This window comes from Deltaproteobacteria bacterium, assembly GCA_022340465.1.
Taxonomy (GTDB): domain Bacteria; phylum Desulfobacterota; class Desulfobacteria; order Desulfobacterales; family B30-G6; genus JAJDNW01.
Genome location: JAJDNW010000100.1, coordinates 25,279 through 41,212 on the forward strand (window position 1 = coordinate 25,279; position 15,934 = coordinate 41,212).

Here is a 15,934-nt window from a genome sequence, read left to right on the forward strand (position 1 = left end):
CCGCTTTGATTAATTTTATAAAATGAATGGCATCGTTTTGAAATTTTTCTAAACGTATATATAAAATCCGGATGAATGGCAAGCCGACCAGTCACTTCCCGGTCATGTTCGGTAACCATTGCCAACAGGGGTATCAATAGGCTATCCTGTTGAAACAAAAGGAAGTAACCCTCAAATCGGCCTCTCTTTCCCAATTAAGGCATGCTTATTGCTTCCTTGTTGACCAAAGCAGCAACCGTTGTCACGTTTCAGAGAAGGAGACCGATCAATATGGAACCTTTTACCGTTGTTTTCGTGGACGACGAAGCCGATTATGTGGAATCGCTCATCAAGCGGATGCGCCGGCGCAACATCCAAGCCTATGGCGCCGGAAGCGGCGAGGCCGCCCTCACCCTGCTGGCGGACAAGCACCGGGAGATCGATGTCATCGTCCTGGACGTACGCATGCCGGGCATGGACGGCCTGGCCGTACTGAAAGAGGTCAAAAAGCGCCATCCTTTGATAGAAGTGATCATGCTGAGTGGGCATGCCAACCTGGCCGTGGCCAAAGAAGGTATGGAAATGGGCGCCTTCGACTATCTCATGAAACCCGTGGATCTCGATGAACTGCTCTACAAACTCCAGGATGCCCATCAGAAAAAAAGCCTTCAGGAATCCAAGATCGCCGGACTCGAACGGGCCAAAACGATGCCATGACCTTCTTGAACAGACTATACCGGCGGATCACAGGCGAGCCGAAGCGCAAGCCGCAAAGCGATGTCGAAGCGCTGCGCATCGCTTTCAAGACCCGCTATAACGCCTTCAAACGCCTGCTGGCGTCCAACCGAAAGGCCATGGACATCATGGCGGATATCGAATTGCGCCTGGCCGCCGACCACCCGTTTGGCATGTCTTTTGTGCGCGGCAGCGCGACCGGCGTTTCCGTCAATGTTCTTAAAATGATCCGCCTTCTCGCAGAGCTGTCTCCAGGAAAGTTTCCCGGATTGAAACCACGCTTCGAGGAAATCAACAATCAGATCCAGGGACTGATGACCAGCCGTAAACGGCCCTCCGACACACGCCTTATCGTGGATTTTCAAGACATGGATGCAGCGGCGGCCGACGTTGTCGGCAATAAAATGGCCCATCTGATCGAAATTAAAAATCATCTCGATTTGCCGACCCCGGAAGGCTTCATCATCACGGCGGCGGCGTATGAACGCTTGGTCCATGCAAACGACCTCCAGGCCGAAATCGATCGGCGCTGCCAATCGGCGGATACCGCCCACATGGACCGCCTCCACGCCCTGAGCTCGGAGTTGCAGCAACTGATCATCCGCTCCCGCGTGCCCGATGAGATTCGCGAAGCCGTCATCAACGCCCATGCCGACCTCCTGCGCCGACGAGGCCCTGCCACGACCGTGGCACTTCGCAGCAGTGCCATGGGTGAGGATTCGGAGGGAACCGCCTTTGCCGGACAGTACCGCAGTGTTCTCAATGTCGGCGCCAACAGCCTGCTGGATGCCTACAAGGAGGTGTTGGCAAGCAAATACACCCTGCAAGCCATGGCGTACCGATTGAATCTGGGCATTCGCGATGAAGATGTTTCCATGAGTGTCGGCTGCCTCGAAATGGTAAATGCGTTTTGCGGAGGGGTCGTCTACAGCCGCAGCCCGGTCAGCGTGGAAGATGATTCCATTTTTATCAACGCGGCCTGGGGATTGCCCAAATCCGTGGTGGACGGCAGCGGCGGTTTCGATGCCATCGTCGTTTCCAGGAGACCCTCCCTATCCATTCTTCGCATGGAACCGGGCCACAAGACCCACAAGCTGGTCTCCTTCCCGGAAGAGGGCCTGCGCCGGGTCAAATTACCGGACCGTCTTGCAGACAATTTGTCCCTAACCCCTGAGCAGGCTTTGCAGCTGGCTGAAATAGCGATGGAAATAGAATCCTACTACCAGGCCCCCCAGGATGTCGAGTGGGCCATCACCGCCGAAGGCGCCGTCTTCATTCTCCAATGCCGCCCCCTTCAGCAAATGCAGATGGCGCCATCGGCGCCCTTGCCGTCTGCTTTTACCAGCGGGGGAAATGCCCTTTTCAGCGGAACAGGGGTTACCGCCAGCTGCGGTGTGGCCGGCGGAACGGTTTTTCAGGTGAACAAAAACATGGACATGCTCCAATTCCCCCAAGGTGCGGTTCTGGTGACGAGGCAGGCACTGCCCGCCTGGGCCCCCCTGTTGAACCGGGCCGCCGCGGTGATTACCGAAACAGGCGGCTTTGCGGGACACCTGGCCAATGTTGCCCGCGAGTTCGGTGTGCCCGCTCTCTTTGGCGTCAGCGGAGCCATGGACCGCTTGGCCAACGGACGCCTGGTCACCGTGGATGCAGACCGCAGAAGCATATATCCGGGCAAACCCGAGGTCATGCCGGATAGACCGGGGAAAAACCCGAGTCGAATTGTTAGTTCACCGGTCTATACCACGTTGCAAAAAATCAGCCGCCTTATCGTGCCCTTGAGCCTGCTGGACCCCTCGGCACCTGAATTCACGCCGGACAACTGCAAAAGCCTGCATGACATCACCCGCTTTGTGCATGAAAAGTCGGTTCACGAAATGTTCAATTTCGGCAAGTCCCACCATTTTTCTGAACGGTCGGGCAAGCAGTTGCACTACAACGTACCCATGCAGTGGTGGATTCTCAATCTGGATGACGGATTCGTGCATGAAGTCCACGGTAAATATGTCAAGCTGGAAAATATCTGCTCCATTCCCATGCTGGCCTTCTGGGAAGGATACACCGCCGTGGCCTGGGACGGACCGCCGCCGGTGGACGGCAAGGGGCTCATGTCGGTCATGTTCCGCTCCACCATGAACCCGGCACTATCCACGGGGGTGAAATCGAATTACGCGGAACGCAACTATTTCATGATTTCGAAAAACTTCTGCAGCCTTAACTCGAGGTTGGGATACCATTTTTCGATCATGGAAGCGCTGGTCGGTGATCGGATCACCGAAAACTATGTCAGTTTCCAGTTCAAGGGCGGCGCGGCGGACCAGGGCCGCCGCTACCGCAGGGTGGCCTTCATCGGCGACATTCTCGAGGAGCATCATTTCAGGGTCGAAATCAAGGAAGATCATCTGGCGGCCAGGGTGGAAGGCGACACCCGCAGTTTCATGATCGAGCGCCTTAACATATTGGGGTATCTGGCCCTGCACACCCGTCAGTTGGACATGATCATGGCCAACGGAGCCACGGTGGAGCATTACAGAAACAAGATCCACCGGGATTTGGAAAAAATCATCCACGGCACCTAACCCGGATAAACCGGAAATAATATTATCCGAAATCAAAATCTTAGCAAACATGACGGGATTTGAACAAATAAGTACTAATATGGGTGACGAATCATGTGGAATAAGCTGACATTGAGGGGCAAGGTAATGGGAATGCTCGGCACGCTCATGGCCCTGACCCTTTTGGGGGGAGCGGTACTCATCGGGTACACCTATCGCATCGAGGATCTTTTCCTGGAGGTAACCGAAAAGGAACTGCTCGCTTATCAATCCGCCGAAGCACTGGCGACGTCGCTGGTAAACCAGAAGGGTTTCGTTTCCTATTACTTCATGGACGGGGACCCGGACTGGCTCAGACAGCTGGGAGAATACCGCCAGATCTTCAAGGGGCGTCTCAAGGAAGCCCGAATCTATTCGGAGGATGAAAACGAAAGGAGCCTTCTGGACACCATTGCCAGGGAAAATAGGCGTTTCGTCCAGACCCAGGATATCGTTATCTCCCATTATGAGGCCGGGCAGCGCAAAGCCGGCGAAACGCTGCATCACGAAGCCCGCAAGGACTTTTTCCAGATTCTGGAACACTGCGCCTTTTACAAGGACCTCAGAAAAGAAAAAATCATGGGCGCCAAGGAGGCCAATCAGGCACTTGCCCGCCGTCTGCGGATTTCAGCGGTGAGCGGCATCATGGCTTTCCTCCTGGTGGGGTTTTTACTGGCCGCTTTTCTGATCCGGGAAATTCTGCAGCCCATCCGCAGGCTGGCTCTGGAAACCGGTGAGCCGGAACAGTCCGTCGGATCCAAGAACGTTGTCCAGAGCTTGAGTCTCAGGATTCACGACCTGGTGCAGGATTACAATCAAACCTCCGTCCACCTTGAGAAAAGCCGTGCCCACCTCCTCCAGGCCGAAAAAATGGCCATGGTCGGAAAGCTCGCCGCGGGAATGGCGCACAGTATCCGCAATCCCTTTACATCGGTCCAGATGCGCCTTTTTTCATTGAAGCGCTCTTTGGAAATGGACCCGGTGCAACAGGAGGACTTCGACGTCATCGCCGAAGAAATTCAGCATATCGATACCATCGTGCAGAATTTTCTCGAATTTTCCCGAACGCCTAAAATGAAAATCCAAACCGTCAGTCCCTCCACCATCGTCGACAACACCCTGCAGCTCTTGAAACATCGCCTCAATTCCTATGATGTCACGGTTAAATTGACCCGTGAGGAGCCCCTTCCGAAGGTCCAGGCCGATTCCGAGCAGATCAAGGAAGTGCTTATCAACATCATCATCAACGCGTGTGAAGTAATGAACGCCGGCGGCTCGATAACCATTTGCGAGGAGGCCGTCGGAGAGCCCGGGGAACAATCGGCGGTGATTCATCTGACCGACGATGGTCCGGGCATGCCCGCCGCGGTCAGCGAAAAGGTGTTCGACCCCTTTTTCACCACCAAGGAGGAAGGTACGGGCCTGGGTCTCAGCATTGTCAAACGCATCATCGAAGAGCACGGGGGCAGTGTATCCCTTGTCTCCAGCGAGGGAGGCGGGACGACTTTCACCATCGACATCCCTGTCGAAGGAGGCATTCGTTGAATAAAATTTTAATCATCGATGATGACGATCAACTGCGCAAAAGCTTCGAAAGGTTGTTGCGTGAAGAAGGCTACAAGGTCAGCAGCGCCCCGTCGGGGGAAACCGGAATCCGCATGATCGAGGAGGCCTGTCCGGATCTCGTTATCGTCGATGTTCGCCTCCCGGGCATCAACGGGCTGGAAACATTCAGGACTATCAAAGAGATTGAAGCCAAGCTGCCGGTCATCATCATGACGGCTTACGGCTCCACGGAGACCGCCATCGAGGCCACACGCCAGGGAGCTTTCGACTACGTGCTCAAACCCTTCGATATCGACGAAATGCTACGAATCATCAGGCAGGCCTTGGATGCCGGGCGCTTCATGCGCTATGCCGTGGATATGGACGCCGCTCCGGGGCAGATCGAAAAGGATGCCATCATCGGCCGCAGCGAAGCAATGCAGGCAGTCTACAAGGCTATCGGGCGCGTGGCGGTTACCGATGCCACCGTTCTCATCCGGGGAGAATCCGGCACCGGCAAAGAACTGATCGCCAGAGCCGTGTATCAATACAGCCGAAGGGCGGAAAGGCCCTTCCTGGTGATCAACTGCGTGGCCATTCCCGAAACCCTCCTGGAAAGCGAACTGTTCGGCTATGAAAAAGGAGCCTTTACGGGTGCGGCTCACCGGCGTATCGGCAAAATAGAGCAGGCCAACGGTGGAACCATTTTCCTGGATGAAATCGGCGACATGCCCTTGAGCCTGCAAGCCAAGATATTGCGGCTGCTTCAGGAAAAGAGCATCGAGCGCCTCGGCGGCAGACAAACCATTCCGGTGGACGTCCGCATCATCGCGGCCACCAACAGGGACCTGGAGGCATCCATAGCGGAGGGAACGTTCAGGGAAGACCTCTACTACCGCCTCAAGGTGATTACCATATGGCTGCCGCCGCTGCGGGAAAGGGCCGCCGACATTCTCCTGTTGACCAATTACTACCTGACGCGCTACGCTGCCGAGTTGGGTCTGAAAAATCCCGGGATCACCGAAAAGGCCCTGGACCTGCTGTCTGCCGGTGCCTGGCAGGGCAACATCCGCGAGCTTGCCAACATGATTCAAAAAATGCTCATCTTCAATCGCGGTGCCCCCATAGATAAAGAGGATGTCGTCCTTGCTTCGAGCGGAATGCAGCCGGCTGCCGAAGCCGCTCAGAACAGCAGCCTGGAAAACGAAATCAGAATATGGGTCCAGGAAGCTGTCAAGCGGGGCGACCGCCAGCCCATTTTTGAAAGCAGCATGGATAAATTCGCCGGCATCGTGCTCAATGAAGTTCTGACCATAACCCAGGGAAACCGTTCCCAGGCCGCTAAAATTCTGGGGCTCTCCAGGCCGACGCTGCACGCCAAAATTGAAAAATACAACCTCCAAATCGAAACCATGGTAAAAAAGATGACACCTTCGTAAACGCCGGCCGGTGACCCCCTCCACCCAGTCCATACTTTTTTTATTAATTATCAATGGGTTGATAACTAATCCCAGCCTCTTTTGTTTGGCATGGATATTGCTGATTATTTTCGTAAGTCAGGTCAGGCAGCCTGCCTGGTCACACGATGCCCGGCTTTTCGGCAGAAGCGACCGGGACCCGGCAGTAAGCCTTCAACTCCTTAAACGTGTAAGACATGGGCGCTGGTATTCCTATGGTCCGTTCCCACAAGCAGCATCTGATATTGATTGCCGACCGCAACCCCCGTGTACGAGGCTATCTGAAACGCGAAATGCAGCAGGCAGGCTACGAGGTCAAACTCGCCGCCGCCTGCCGGGAGGTCATTGAAGCGTTAACCGTTTACCCGAAAATCGCGGGCATTATCATCGATCCCGATCTACCCGGTGCGGAAACCGATGCCCTGCGGAAAATGGTAACATCAGACCCGCATCGGATACCCATCATCATTCACTCCCTGTTGGAACAAAGTAAACCGGACTTCTTCTTCTGTCCGGAAGAAATCATCGTCGAAAAGGGCGGGGCCAGCGCCGAGCAGCTGAAGCAGGTCCTCTACCGTCTTTTTGGAAGGAGCCGCCCGTCGGAGCGGTTGTCAGCCAACCATCCCGTTTAGCGCACAGGACTGCTCCTGCTATTTTCAAAGCGGCATGCCACAACATTGCCTGTTTGCTACCCGCTCGCTCGTCAAGGGTAAAGCCAGACGACACCCCCTGTAAAGAAAGCCGACACCCTGCCGCTCCCCTCTTTTTAGATCACGACGCAATACAAATAATTTCTACATAATTCAAATGGGTTAGAAAGTACGATCTTTTTTTCCGACTCTTGGTACGGAGCTTGCTTTTTTTGAAACCAGCAACCGCTTCCAGGAGTGTATATGATCGTCAGTTCAGCTAAGAAGAAGGAATACGCATCCATCAACCGCACCGTTCTCACCAGCATGATTCTGGTGCCCATGATTCCCTTTACCCTGATTTTGTGCATCGGGTTCATTCACTTTAGATCCTCGATTCAAACCGGCACCACGACCAACATGCAGCGCATCGTGGAAGACCACTGTCAGCTCATCGAAGCCTTTCTTGAAGAACGGCGCTCGGATCTCGAATTGATTGGCAACGCTGTCCCCTTCGAGGAACTGCGGCAGCCCACCAAGCTCCGCTCCATATACGACCACATGCAGAAAGTTTCGCAGGCCTTTGTGGACATAGGCGTGTTTGACGAAAACGGCACGCACCTGGCCTACCATGGCCCCTACAACCTGGAAGGAAAAAATTACCGGGATGCCGACTGGTTCAAAGAAGTCCTCGACCGGGGATATTACATCAGCGACGTGTTTTTAGGGTACCGGCATGTGCCTCATTTTGTGATAGCCGTTGCCCGCCGGAACACGAAAAACACCTGGGTCATCCGGGCCACCATCGACTCTCAGCTGTTTCAGACGCTTGTCGACAAAATCAGGATCGGCGATACGGGCGAAGCCTATATCATCAACCGCCAGGGGGTGCTGCAGACCCGGCGCAGGTCCGGCGGTGACCTTCTGCAAAGCGTCGAACCGCCGCCGGGTGCATCCCTTTCCGGCCGACAGACCGAATCACACCTGTACCAGGATCAAAGCGGCATCGACTTTCTCTATACGGTCACGCGGCTCAAAACCAAGACATGGTACCTGGTCGTGCGCCAGGAAAAAAAGGATGCTTTCAGGGCGCTGCGTTCAACCGCGTTCATCATCACCGTCATCGCCGTTGCCGGCGGCCTGATCATTATCCTGACCGCCGTATACCTCACCGGACGCATTGTCTGGCGTCTCCAACGCATCGATACGGAAAAAGAGCAACTCAACCAGCAACTGGTGGGGGCCAGCCGCCTGGCCGAACTCGGCGAAATGGCCGCGGGTTTTGCCCATGAAATCAACAATCCCCTCCAGATCATCAGCAACGAACACGTGCTCATCGAAATGGGAGTCGATTCGTTGCGGGAAAGCTGCGCCGATCAGGAACAGGAAGCGTTTCAGGAAATCAGCGAATCTTTGTCACAGGTCAAGCTTCAGCTTTCGCGCTGCGCCAGGATAACCCAGGCCATACTCAAGTTCGGCCGCCAGGGAGAGCCGACCTACGAGGATATCGATTTAAACGCTTTCGTTCGTGAAACCACGGCCATTGTCGCTCAGAAAGCCCGCGTGAACGGCATTCTGCTCAAAGAAAACATCATGACCGACAGGGCCGTCATCCACGGGGATGCCTCGCAGCTTCAGCAGGTGCTCCTGAACCTCTACAACAACGCCTTCGACGCCATTGCAAGCAAACACGGGACGTCCGGCGGCATGCTGTCTGTGGAAACCCTGAAAAAAGATCGAGGCATGGTGGAAATCCGCGTGCAGGACAACGGGTGCGGGATCCGCAAGGAAGATGCTGCCAAGGTGTTTTCACCCTTCTTCACCACCAAGCCGGTGGGACAAGGAACCGGCCTCGGACTTTCGGTCTGCTATGGCATTGTCCAGAAAATGAACGGCAGCATGGAGGTCGAAAGCAGTCCCGGAGCCGGCGCGACATTCATCATACACCTGCCGATAACGTCGGCCGGAGGAAAAAGCAGGCACGGGGGATGACATGGAAGATCTGAAAATCATGCTGGTGGACGACGAGGAGCGTTTCCTGGAAACCACCAAAAAAATTTTGACCAAAAGGGGATACCACGTGGAGACGGCCTCCAGCGGCGTCGAAGCCCTGGAGAAGCTGCGCACCACCCCGGCCCAGGTGGTCATTTTGGACGTCAAGATGCCCGGTATGGACGGCAACCAGACCCTGGTGGAGATCAAAAAGCTCTTTCCCATGGTGGAAGTGATCATGCTCACGGGGCACGCCACCGTTGAATCGGCCATCGCCGGGTTGAAGTCAGGAGCCAGCGACTACCTGATGAAGCCTGCCGACATCGGTGAGGTGATCCAGAAAGCCGAAGAAGCCTTTGTACGGCGTCAGAATCTGGAATCCAAAATTCGAGTGGCCCAGATGCGCCGGCTGATGGGGTCCCCCAGAGAGATTATAGAGACATCCGACTGAAGCCTGCAGCGGTCGCAACCCACAAGGCCTTAAAACGGCAGACACGCGAGGGTGTCGATTCTATTGCAGCGTAAAGGAGCACGGTATGACTGGTCAGAAAAAGCCCAAACCAGCTGGTTATGACAAGTATGTAGATTGGAAGTTGTTCATTATTCCGGTAGTGCTGTTCGCCATTATCCTGGTGTTGCCCACGCCCGACGGCATGCGGGACGTGGGTACTGAATACGCGGTGGGACCCGGGGCGGTGGTCAACCATATTGCCGAAAAGCTTTTTCATAAAAAGAGGAGCGATCTCGAACAGTGGCAGCTTTTGACCGCCCAGATGATGGAGCGCAGCATGTGCATGGGCGCCATGGGTCGGAAGCGCTTTCTCGAACGCGACCTCAAATGGTGCCGGAAGTACAGCATTCAGGCCGACGCCGTCAACCTGGAACGCGGCAGGGACTACATTCAACGCACGGTTTCCGAAGAAAACTTCAGGGCCATCATGCAAGAGGCCCTTCAGCTGAGACAGCAGGACCTCGTTTACGACCAACTGTCCGGATCCGATAAAAAAGCGGCCGACAAAGGAACCTGGCATATCAAGGTGGCCATGGCCATGGTCGTGTTCGTGGTCTTTTGCTTTCTGACCGAGTGCATCCCTCTCCCCGGCGTGGCTTTCTGCATCGGGCTGATCCTCGTCTTTACCGGCGTCACTTCGCGTCAGACAGTAGCCATGCTCTACTGGAGCGATGCCTGCTGGTTCATCATGGGCAGCCTCATGTTCGCGGCCGCCTTCGTAAGAACCGGCGTGGACAAGCGGGTCTGCCTGGCCATCTTCCGGAAACTGGCCGTGCCCAACGTACGTTGGATCACGCTCATCTTCTTTATCATCATCGCGCCCTTGGCCTCGTTCATTTCAGACCATGCCCTCGCAGCCATGTTTCTGCCCATCGGCATCCTTTTGTATCAAAACAGCCTGACCCCGGAAATCCCGGAGGACCCCGAACTGGGTAAAATGCTGATGATCGCCATCGCCATGGCCTGCAACATCGGCGGGTTCGGAGCGCCATCCGGCGGGGCTCGCAACGTGATCATGATGACCTACCTGGAGGACATGTTCGGTTTTGACATCGGCTACTTCCAGTGGGTCAGCTACGCCATGCCCTTTGTCCTGGTGATGATTCCCATGACCTGGCTGGCGGTCAACTGGCGCTTCAAACCCAGAATCACCTCGCTGGCGCCGGCCATGGAACACCTGAAAAGCGAAATCGCCAGGATGGGCGGCTGGAATCGCAGCCAGATCATGGCCCTGATTATCTTCCTGGTCATGCTGTGGGGCTGGTTCACGGAAAAGATTTTCTTCGATCTGGGCATCTATCCGGTGCGCCTGGGTATCGGCGTCATCGCCATCGCCGGCGCCGTGGCCTATCTTTTGACCGGCATCGTCAATTGGCGCGACTATCAGGAAAAAGTGGACTGGGGGGTAGTCTGGCTATATGCCGGGGCCATCATCTTCGGGCGGGTCCTGGATGAAACCGGAGCCGCATACTGGATGGCCAGGAGCTGTATCGAGCTTCTGACGCCGCTGGGGCTGAACGAAGGCCTGCCCCTGATGCTCATCAACAACGGGCTGACCGCCGCCCTCACCAACCTGATGGCCGACGGCCCCGCCGCCGCCGCTGTGGGCCCCATTTCATTAAACATGGCCGGCCTGGTGCATCCGGGCACTACCTTTCTGCCCTTTATCGCCATGGGAACAGCCGCGGCTTCATCCTTTGCCTACTGTATGATCATCGGCACGCCACCCAATGCGATCGTATACGCCAGCGGCTACCTGGGGCCCAAGGATTATCTCAGGGTGGGTTTGATCATGTGGTTTGCTGCCAACTTCGCCCTCATAGCGCTGACCGCCCTTTACTGGATAGTCAGAGGGTTCGGCGGCCTGCCGGCTTTCTAGAAGGCGACGGGGGTAACAGCGATCTTAAAGGAGCACTACCCATGCAAACACAACATACGGCGGAATCGAGCCTCAAAAACGGCAGGACCAAGCGCGGCAGGTTCTACTTCTCCAGGGAAGCGGAACGAAAATTTTTCTTTGTTGCCACCATGCTCATGCTGGTTGCGGGCGTCCTGTTCAAAATCGGCCTGTTTTGAAACACGGCGAACCACCCTTTGAAGGAGATATTCAAAATGAATAAACGCATAAAAGTGTTGATGGTCGACGACGAAGCGCAGTTTCGCACCACAACCCAGAAAATCCTCTCCCGCAAGGGATTCGACACCGTTCTGGCAGCCGATGGAAAAGAAGCGCTTTCCCTGCTGTCTGAAAATCCGGACGTCGTTATTTTAGACATCAAGATGCCGGGTATGGACGGCCTTGCCGTTCTGGAAGAGATCCGGAAGCGGCAGCCCCAAATCCCCGTGATCATGCTCACAGGGCACGGGGGGCTTCCTTCGGCCCACAAGTCCATGGAAGAAGGTGCCTTCGACTATCTGACAAAACCATGCGACGCCGACATGCTGGCTTCGAAAATTACCGAAGCCGTCGAAACCGGAAAAAGGCCGGAAGCCGAAGACGAAAGGCGCGTTTTGGGGGTCATGGTACCGCTGAAGGAGTACACCGTCGTCAACGGTAAACAGTCGGTGCGGGAAGCGGTCATGGCCCTTCAGCAATCGTTCATGAGCAGCATGGCGACCGACCGGATTCTGGAAATCGGCCACCGGTCCATCCTGGTAAAGGGCGACAGCGACGAAGTGATCGGCATCCTGGCGATTACCGACCTGCTAAACCTGATCATGCCCGACTACCTGACTTCACCCAAGCCTTCCCTGGCCGACAGCATTCAGTACTCACCCATGTTCTGGAAGGGCATGTTCTGTAATGAAATCAAGAAAAAGGCCGACCGTAAGGTTGAGGACGTCATGTCACCGGTGCCCCTGACCATCGATGGAACCGCGTGTCTGATGGAAGCGGCCTACAGCATGTATCGCAACAAGGCGAGACGCCTTCTGGTCGTGTTGTCCGGAAAGACCGCCGGGATACTGCGAGAACAAGACCTGTTTTTCGAAATGAAACGCTACCTGGAAAATTGATCTGCGAGGAGGAAGCATGCCGAGCCCAACTACAACCGCTAACACCCCGGAAAAAGACTGGTTTTTGCGAAGCCGGCCCGGATACAAGCCCATCCTGTTCATCATCGCGGCCATCCTGTTTGCCGCCGTGGCCCTGCTGCCCGCCCCCCAAAGCATGGTTGCCATGGTCACCCGGTCCCATCCGCCGGGTTACCAGTTGGGCCGGGGATGTACAACCATCGCCGAGACCGTGAACCAGAAACTGCGCCCGGCCGCTTTTTCACAACAGAAGGAAAATCAGCAGGAAACGGCGGCGCACGATCACGACCCTCTCCTGACCGCAACGGAAGTTGCCGACATGGCCAAGATCATGGTGGCCATCCTTTTTCTGGCGGCCTTTCTGTGGGGCAGCGAGGCCCTTCCCCTGGGGGCCACCGACATCATGGTGGGGGTGCTGCTCTATCTTTTTGCCATTCTGCCCATGAACGATATCTCACGGGCCTACATGAAAGACGCGGTATTTTTCATCTTCGGCATCCTGGCTGTGGCGGTCGGGGTTGCCAAAACCGGCCTGGACAAACGCATCGGACTCATTCTGCTGAGCCGTATCAAAAGTACCAAAGCCTTCGCCTTTCTGTTCCTTCCCATGCTGGCCGTATCCGCCGGTTTTCTCTCCGAACATGCGCTGGTGGCGCTGCTCATACCGGTGCTGATGGGCATATACAAGGTCACCTGCAGAATGTATGGCGTGGAAAAGGACCGCGCCCTGGCCGTATTTCTGCTGCTGGGGGTCTGCTTCGCCGCCAACCACGGCGGGCCGGGATCGCCGGCCGCCGGCGGGCGTAATGCCATCATGGTGGGCTATCTGATGGAATACGGGACGCCGGTAACCTTTTTGGAATGGGTCAAATACGGTATGCCCTTCGTCCCCCTGATGTCGGTGGTGATCGGCGCCTATATGTATATCCGCTGCCGACCCCACTTCAGGGTCGACGGCATCAACCCCAGCGACGTCGTCAGGGCCGAGGTCAAACGCATGCCCAAGTTCGGGGGGCAGGAAGCGGTCATGGCCGTTATCCTGGTACTGCTTGTGGCGGCCTGGATCGTGCTAGGGGAACACGCGGGTCTGGGAGGTCCCACGCTCTACGCGGTGTTCGCCATGTTCGTTTTCCGCATCGTCAACTGGGAGGATGTCCAGGAAGGAGTGGCCTTTGACGTGGTCGGATTGTATGCGGCCGCCTGTGCCATGGGCGTGGGGTTGAAGTTCACCGGCGGCGCCCTGTGGCTGGCCGACACCTTTGTCGGGCTTTTGCCCGATGTCCTGACCCGCGGCGACGGCCTGATCATCGGTGTGAGCCTCTTGACCGGTACCATGACCAACTTCATGAGTGACGGCGCCACGGTAGCCGCTTTGGGCCCCATCGTGCTGCCCATGGCGACCCTGGCCAACGTCAGTGCGGTCAAGGTGGGGCTGATCACCAGCTTCTCCTCCTCTTTTGCCAATTTTCTGGTGGTCGGCACCCCCAACAACGCCATCTGCTTCGGCATGGGCCGTGACCCTGAAACCGGTGAACGGCTCCTTTCGGTGATGGATTTCGTAAAATACGGCCTGCCGGTGACCCTGCTCGCCTGGGCCGTTCTATGGGTCTGGGCGGTTTTCGGGTACTGGAAATTTCTGCCGTGGAATTGAAAAACCCATGGCTTTATCATCGTTGTTCGTGGGCGTGAATTGCCCGAAAAGCGATAACCTGGTATTTTTGATGGACAAACTCGGTACCATGGGGCGTTCCGGCCCCATGGCCCGCCGCCATCGATAAAAGGGGCACCATGTACAGAAACCTGAGAATAAAGATCATTTGCCTGACCCTGATGGTCTCCGTCGCCCCCCTGGTCATTTTGGGAGGGGTGATCTACCAGCAATTTTCCGAGGTGTGCGAACAGAAGGTCAGGGATCAGATCCGGCAGCTGGCCAGGAGTCAAAGCAACGCCATCGATGTCTTTTTGAGGGAACGCACCAACATCCTGATGACCATCGTCAACACCCATACCATCGACGAGCTGAGCCGGCAGGCAGACCTCTCGCGCCTCTTCAACGTTCTGACCCGCCAGACCCAGGGGCTTGGGCTCATCGACATCGGCATCATCGGCGAAGACGGCAGCCATCTGGCATACGTCGGCCCCTACGACCTCGCCGGTTTGAACTATGCCCAGCAGCCCTGGTTTGGCATTACCATGAACAAGGGCAGCTATATCAGCGATGTCTATCTGGGTTTCAGGCAGCTTCCTCACTTCATCATCGCCGTCCGCGGCCATACCGGCTATCGTCACTGGATCCTCAGAGCCACCATCGATTCCGACGTTTTCAACAGTCTGGTGCGAACGGCGCAGGCGGGCAAAACAGCTGACGCCTTTATCCTCAACCGCGCCGGCGTCTACCAGACTCAGCCCCGCTTCGAAGGCACCATCCTGGAGGCATCCGCACTGGATCCCAGGACGTTCGGCGAGGGCACCACCCTGATGGATCCCCCTCCCAGTGGTATGCGTACCGCCTTTATTGCGGGATCCTGGCTCAAGAACGGTGAGTGGTTGTTTGTCGCCACGCAGCAAACCTGTGACGAAGCCGGCTGGTTGGCCAGGGCCCGCAGCCGGGAAATTGCGATCATCATTACCGGCTGCCTGGCGATCGTCCTGGCGACCATTCTGATCGTTCACATGACGGTCAACCGGCTCGAAAAGACTGACAGGGAAAGGGACCGCCTGACATCGCAGCTGCAGCAAAGCGACAAGCTGGCCGCCCTGGGAAAAATGGCTGCCGGCATCGCCCACGAGATCAACAACCCCCTGGCGGTGATCGGCGAAAATGCAGGCTGGATCAAAGACCTTCTCGCTGAAGAAGAGTTGAGAACCAGTCCGAACTTTCTCGAGTTCGAAAAATCGGCGGAAAAGATCGAAACCCACGTGGAAAGGGCACGCAAAATAACCCATAACATGCTCGGTTTTGCGCGGCGCATGGAACCACGGCTGGATGACGTGGACGTCAACCACACCCTTGACGAAGTCATCAGCCTTCTGGAAAATCACGCCCGCACCAACAACATCGAAATACAGACCGTTTTCCACGAAAACCTGCCTGTCATCGCCAGCGACCAGTCCCAGCTTCAACAGGTGTTTTTGAATTTGATGAACAATGCCATCGACGCCATCGGCAAGGACGGGCTGATCGACGTCCTGACCCGGCCCCGTGAAGACACCATCGAAGTGGAAATCCGGGACGACGGCCCCGGCATCCCCAAAGGGTCGGAAGCAAAGATTTTCGACCCCTTTTATACCACCAAGCACAACGGCAAGGGGACGGGGCTGGGGCTTTCCATCACCTACAGCATCATCGAAAAAATGGGCGGCAGTATTCGTTTCGAACGCCGGGAACCGCGCGGCACGGCTTTTTTCGTCAATATCCCCGTCATTATTCCAGAAAAAAAATAAGGAGAAAGCGAC

At 56.0% G+C, this 15,934-nt stretch carries 12 protein-coding genes; all 12 read left to right on the plus strand.

Going from position 1 to position 15,934, the window contains the following annotated elements:
• Positions 1-270 precede the first annotated feature (270 nt).
• Positions 271-696, plus strand: a complete 426-nt coding sequence (locus tag LJE94_14730; GenBank protein MCG6911363.1) for a response regulator — start codon at positions 271-273, stop codon at positions 694-696.
• Positions 693-3,293: a pyruvate, water dikinase gene (locus LJE94_14735; GenBank protein ID MCG6911364.1), complete on the plus strand. Its 2,601-nt coding sequence runs from the start codon at positions 693-695 to the stop codon at positions 3,291-3,293. Before LJE94_14730 ends, LJE94_14735 begins: the two co-directional genes overlap by 4 nt.
• A 93-nt stretch (positions 3,294-3,386) precedes the next feature.
• Positions 3,387-4,856 carry a histidine kinase gene (locus tag LJE94_14740; protein MCG6911365.1) on the plus strand — a complete coding sequence of 490 codons (1,470 nt, stop codon included), beginning with the start codon at positions 3,387-3,389 and terminating at the stop codon, positions 4,854-4,856.
• Positions 4,853-6,295, plus strand: coding sequence for a sigma-54 dependent transcriptional regulator (locus LJE94_14745; GenBank protein MCG6911366.1), 1,443 nt, complete (start codon positions 4,853-4,855; stop codon positions 6,293-6,295). The genes LJE94_14740 and LJE94_14745 overlap by 4 nt, the downstream gene beginning before the upstream one ends.
• 215 nt (positions 6,296-6,510) lie before the next feature.
• A complete protein-coding gene (locus tag LJE94_14750) occupies positions 6,511-6,945 on the plus strand; it encodes a hypothetical protein (protein ID MCG6911367.1) in 435 nt (144 codons plus the stop codon).
• A 261-nt stretch (positions 6,946-7,206) separates the two neighbouring features.
• Positions 7,207-8,934 (plus strand): two-component sensor histidine kinase, encoded by a 1,728-nt coding sequence (locus tag LJE94_14755; GenBank protein ID MCG6911368.1) that lies wholly within the window; start codon positions 7,207-7,209, stop codon positions 8,932-8,934.
• 1 nt (position 8,935) lies between these two features.
• The gene (locus LJE94_14760) at positions 8,936-9,385 is read left to right on the plus strand and encodes a response regulator (protein ID MCG6911369.1); all 450 of its coding nucleotides are present in this window, start codon (positions 8,936-8,938) and stop codon (positions 9,383-9,385) included.
• Positions 9,386-9,470: 85 nt separating this feature from the next.
• Entirely contained in the window at positions 9,471-11,324 is a 1,854-nt protein-coding gene (locus LJE94_14765; GenBank protein ID MCG6911370.1) for a DASS family sodium-coupled anion symporter, read from the plus strand.
• Positions 11,325-11,365: 41 nt separating this feature from the next.
• The gene (locus LJE94_14770; GenBank protein MCG6911371.1) at positions 11,366-11,521 is read left to right on the plus strand and encodes a hypothetical protein; all 156 of its coding nucleotides are present in this window, start codon (positions 11,366-11,368) and stop codon (positions 11,519-11,521) included.
• Between the two features lie 36 nt (positions 11,522-11,557).
• Positions 11,558-12,460, plus strand: coding sequence for a response regulator (locus LJE94_14775; GenBank protein ID MCG6911372.1), 903 nt, complete (start codon positions 11,558-11,560; stop codon positions 12,458-12,460).
• Between the two features lie 16 nt (positions 12,461-12,476).
• Positions 12,477-14,129, plus strand: coding sequence for an SLC13 family permease (locus tag LJE94_14780; GenBank protein ID MCG6911373.1), 1,653 nt, complete (start codon positions 12,477-12,479; stop codon positions 14,127-14,129).
• A 137-nt stretch (positions 14,130-14,266) separates the two neighbouring features.
• Positions 14,267-15,922, plus strand: a complete 1,656-nt coding sequence (locus tag LJE94_14785; protein ID MCG6911374.1) for a two-component sensor histidine kinase — start codon at positions 14,267-14,269, stop codon at positions 15,920-15,922.
• Positions 15,923-15,934: the final 12 nt, after the last annotated feature.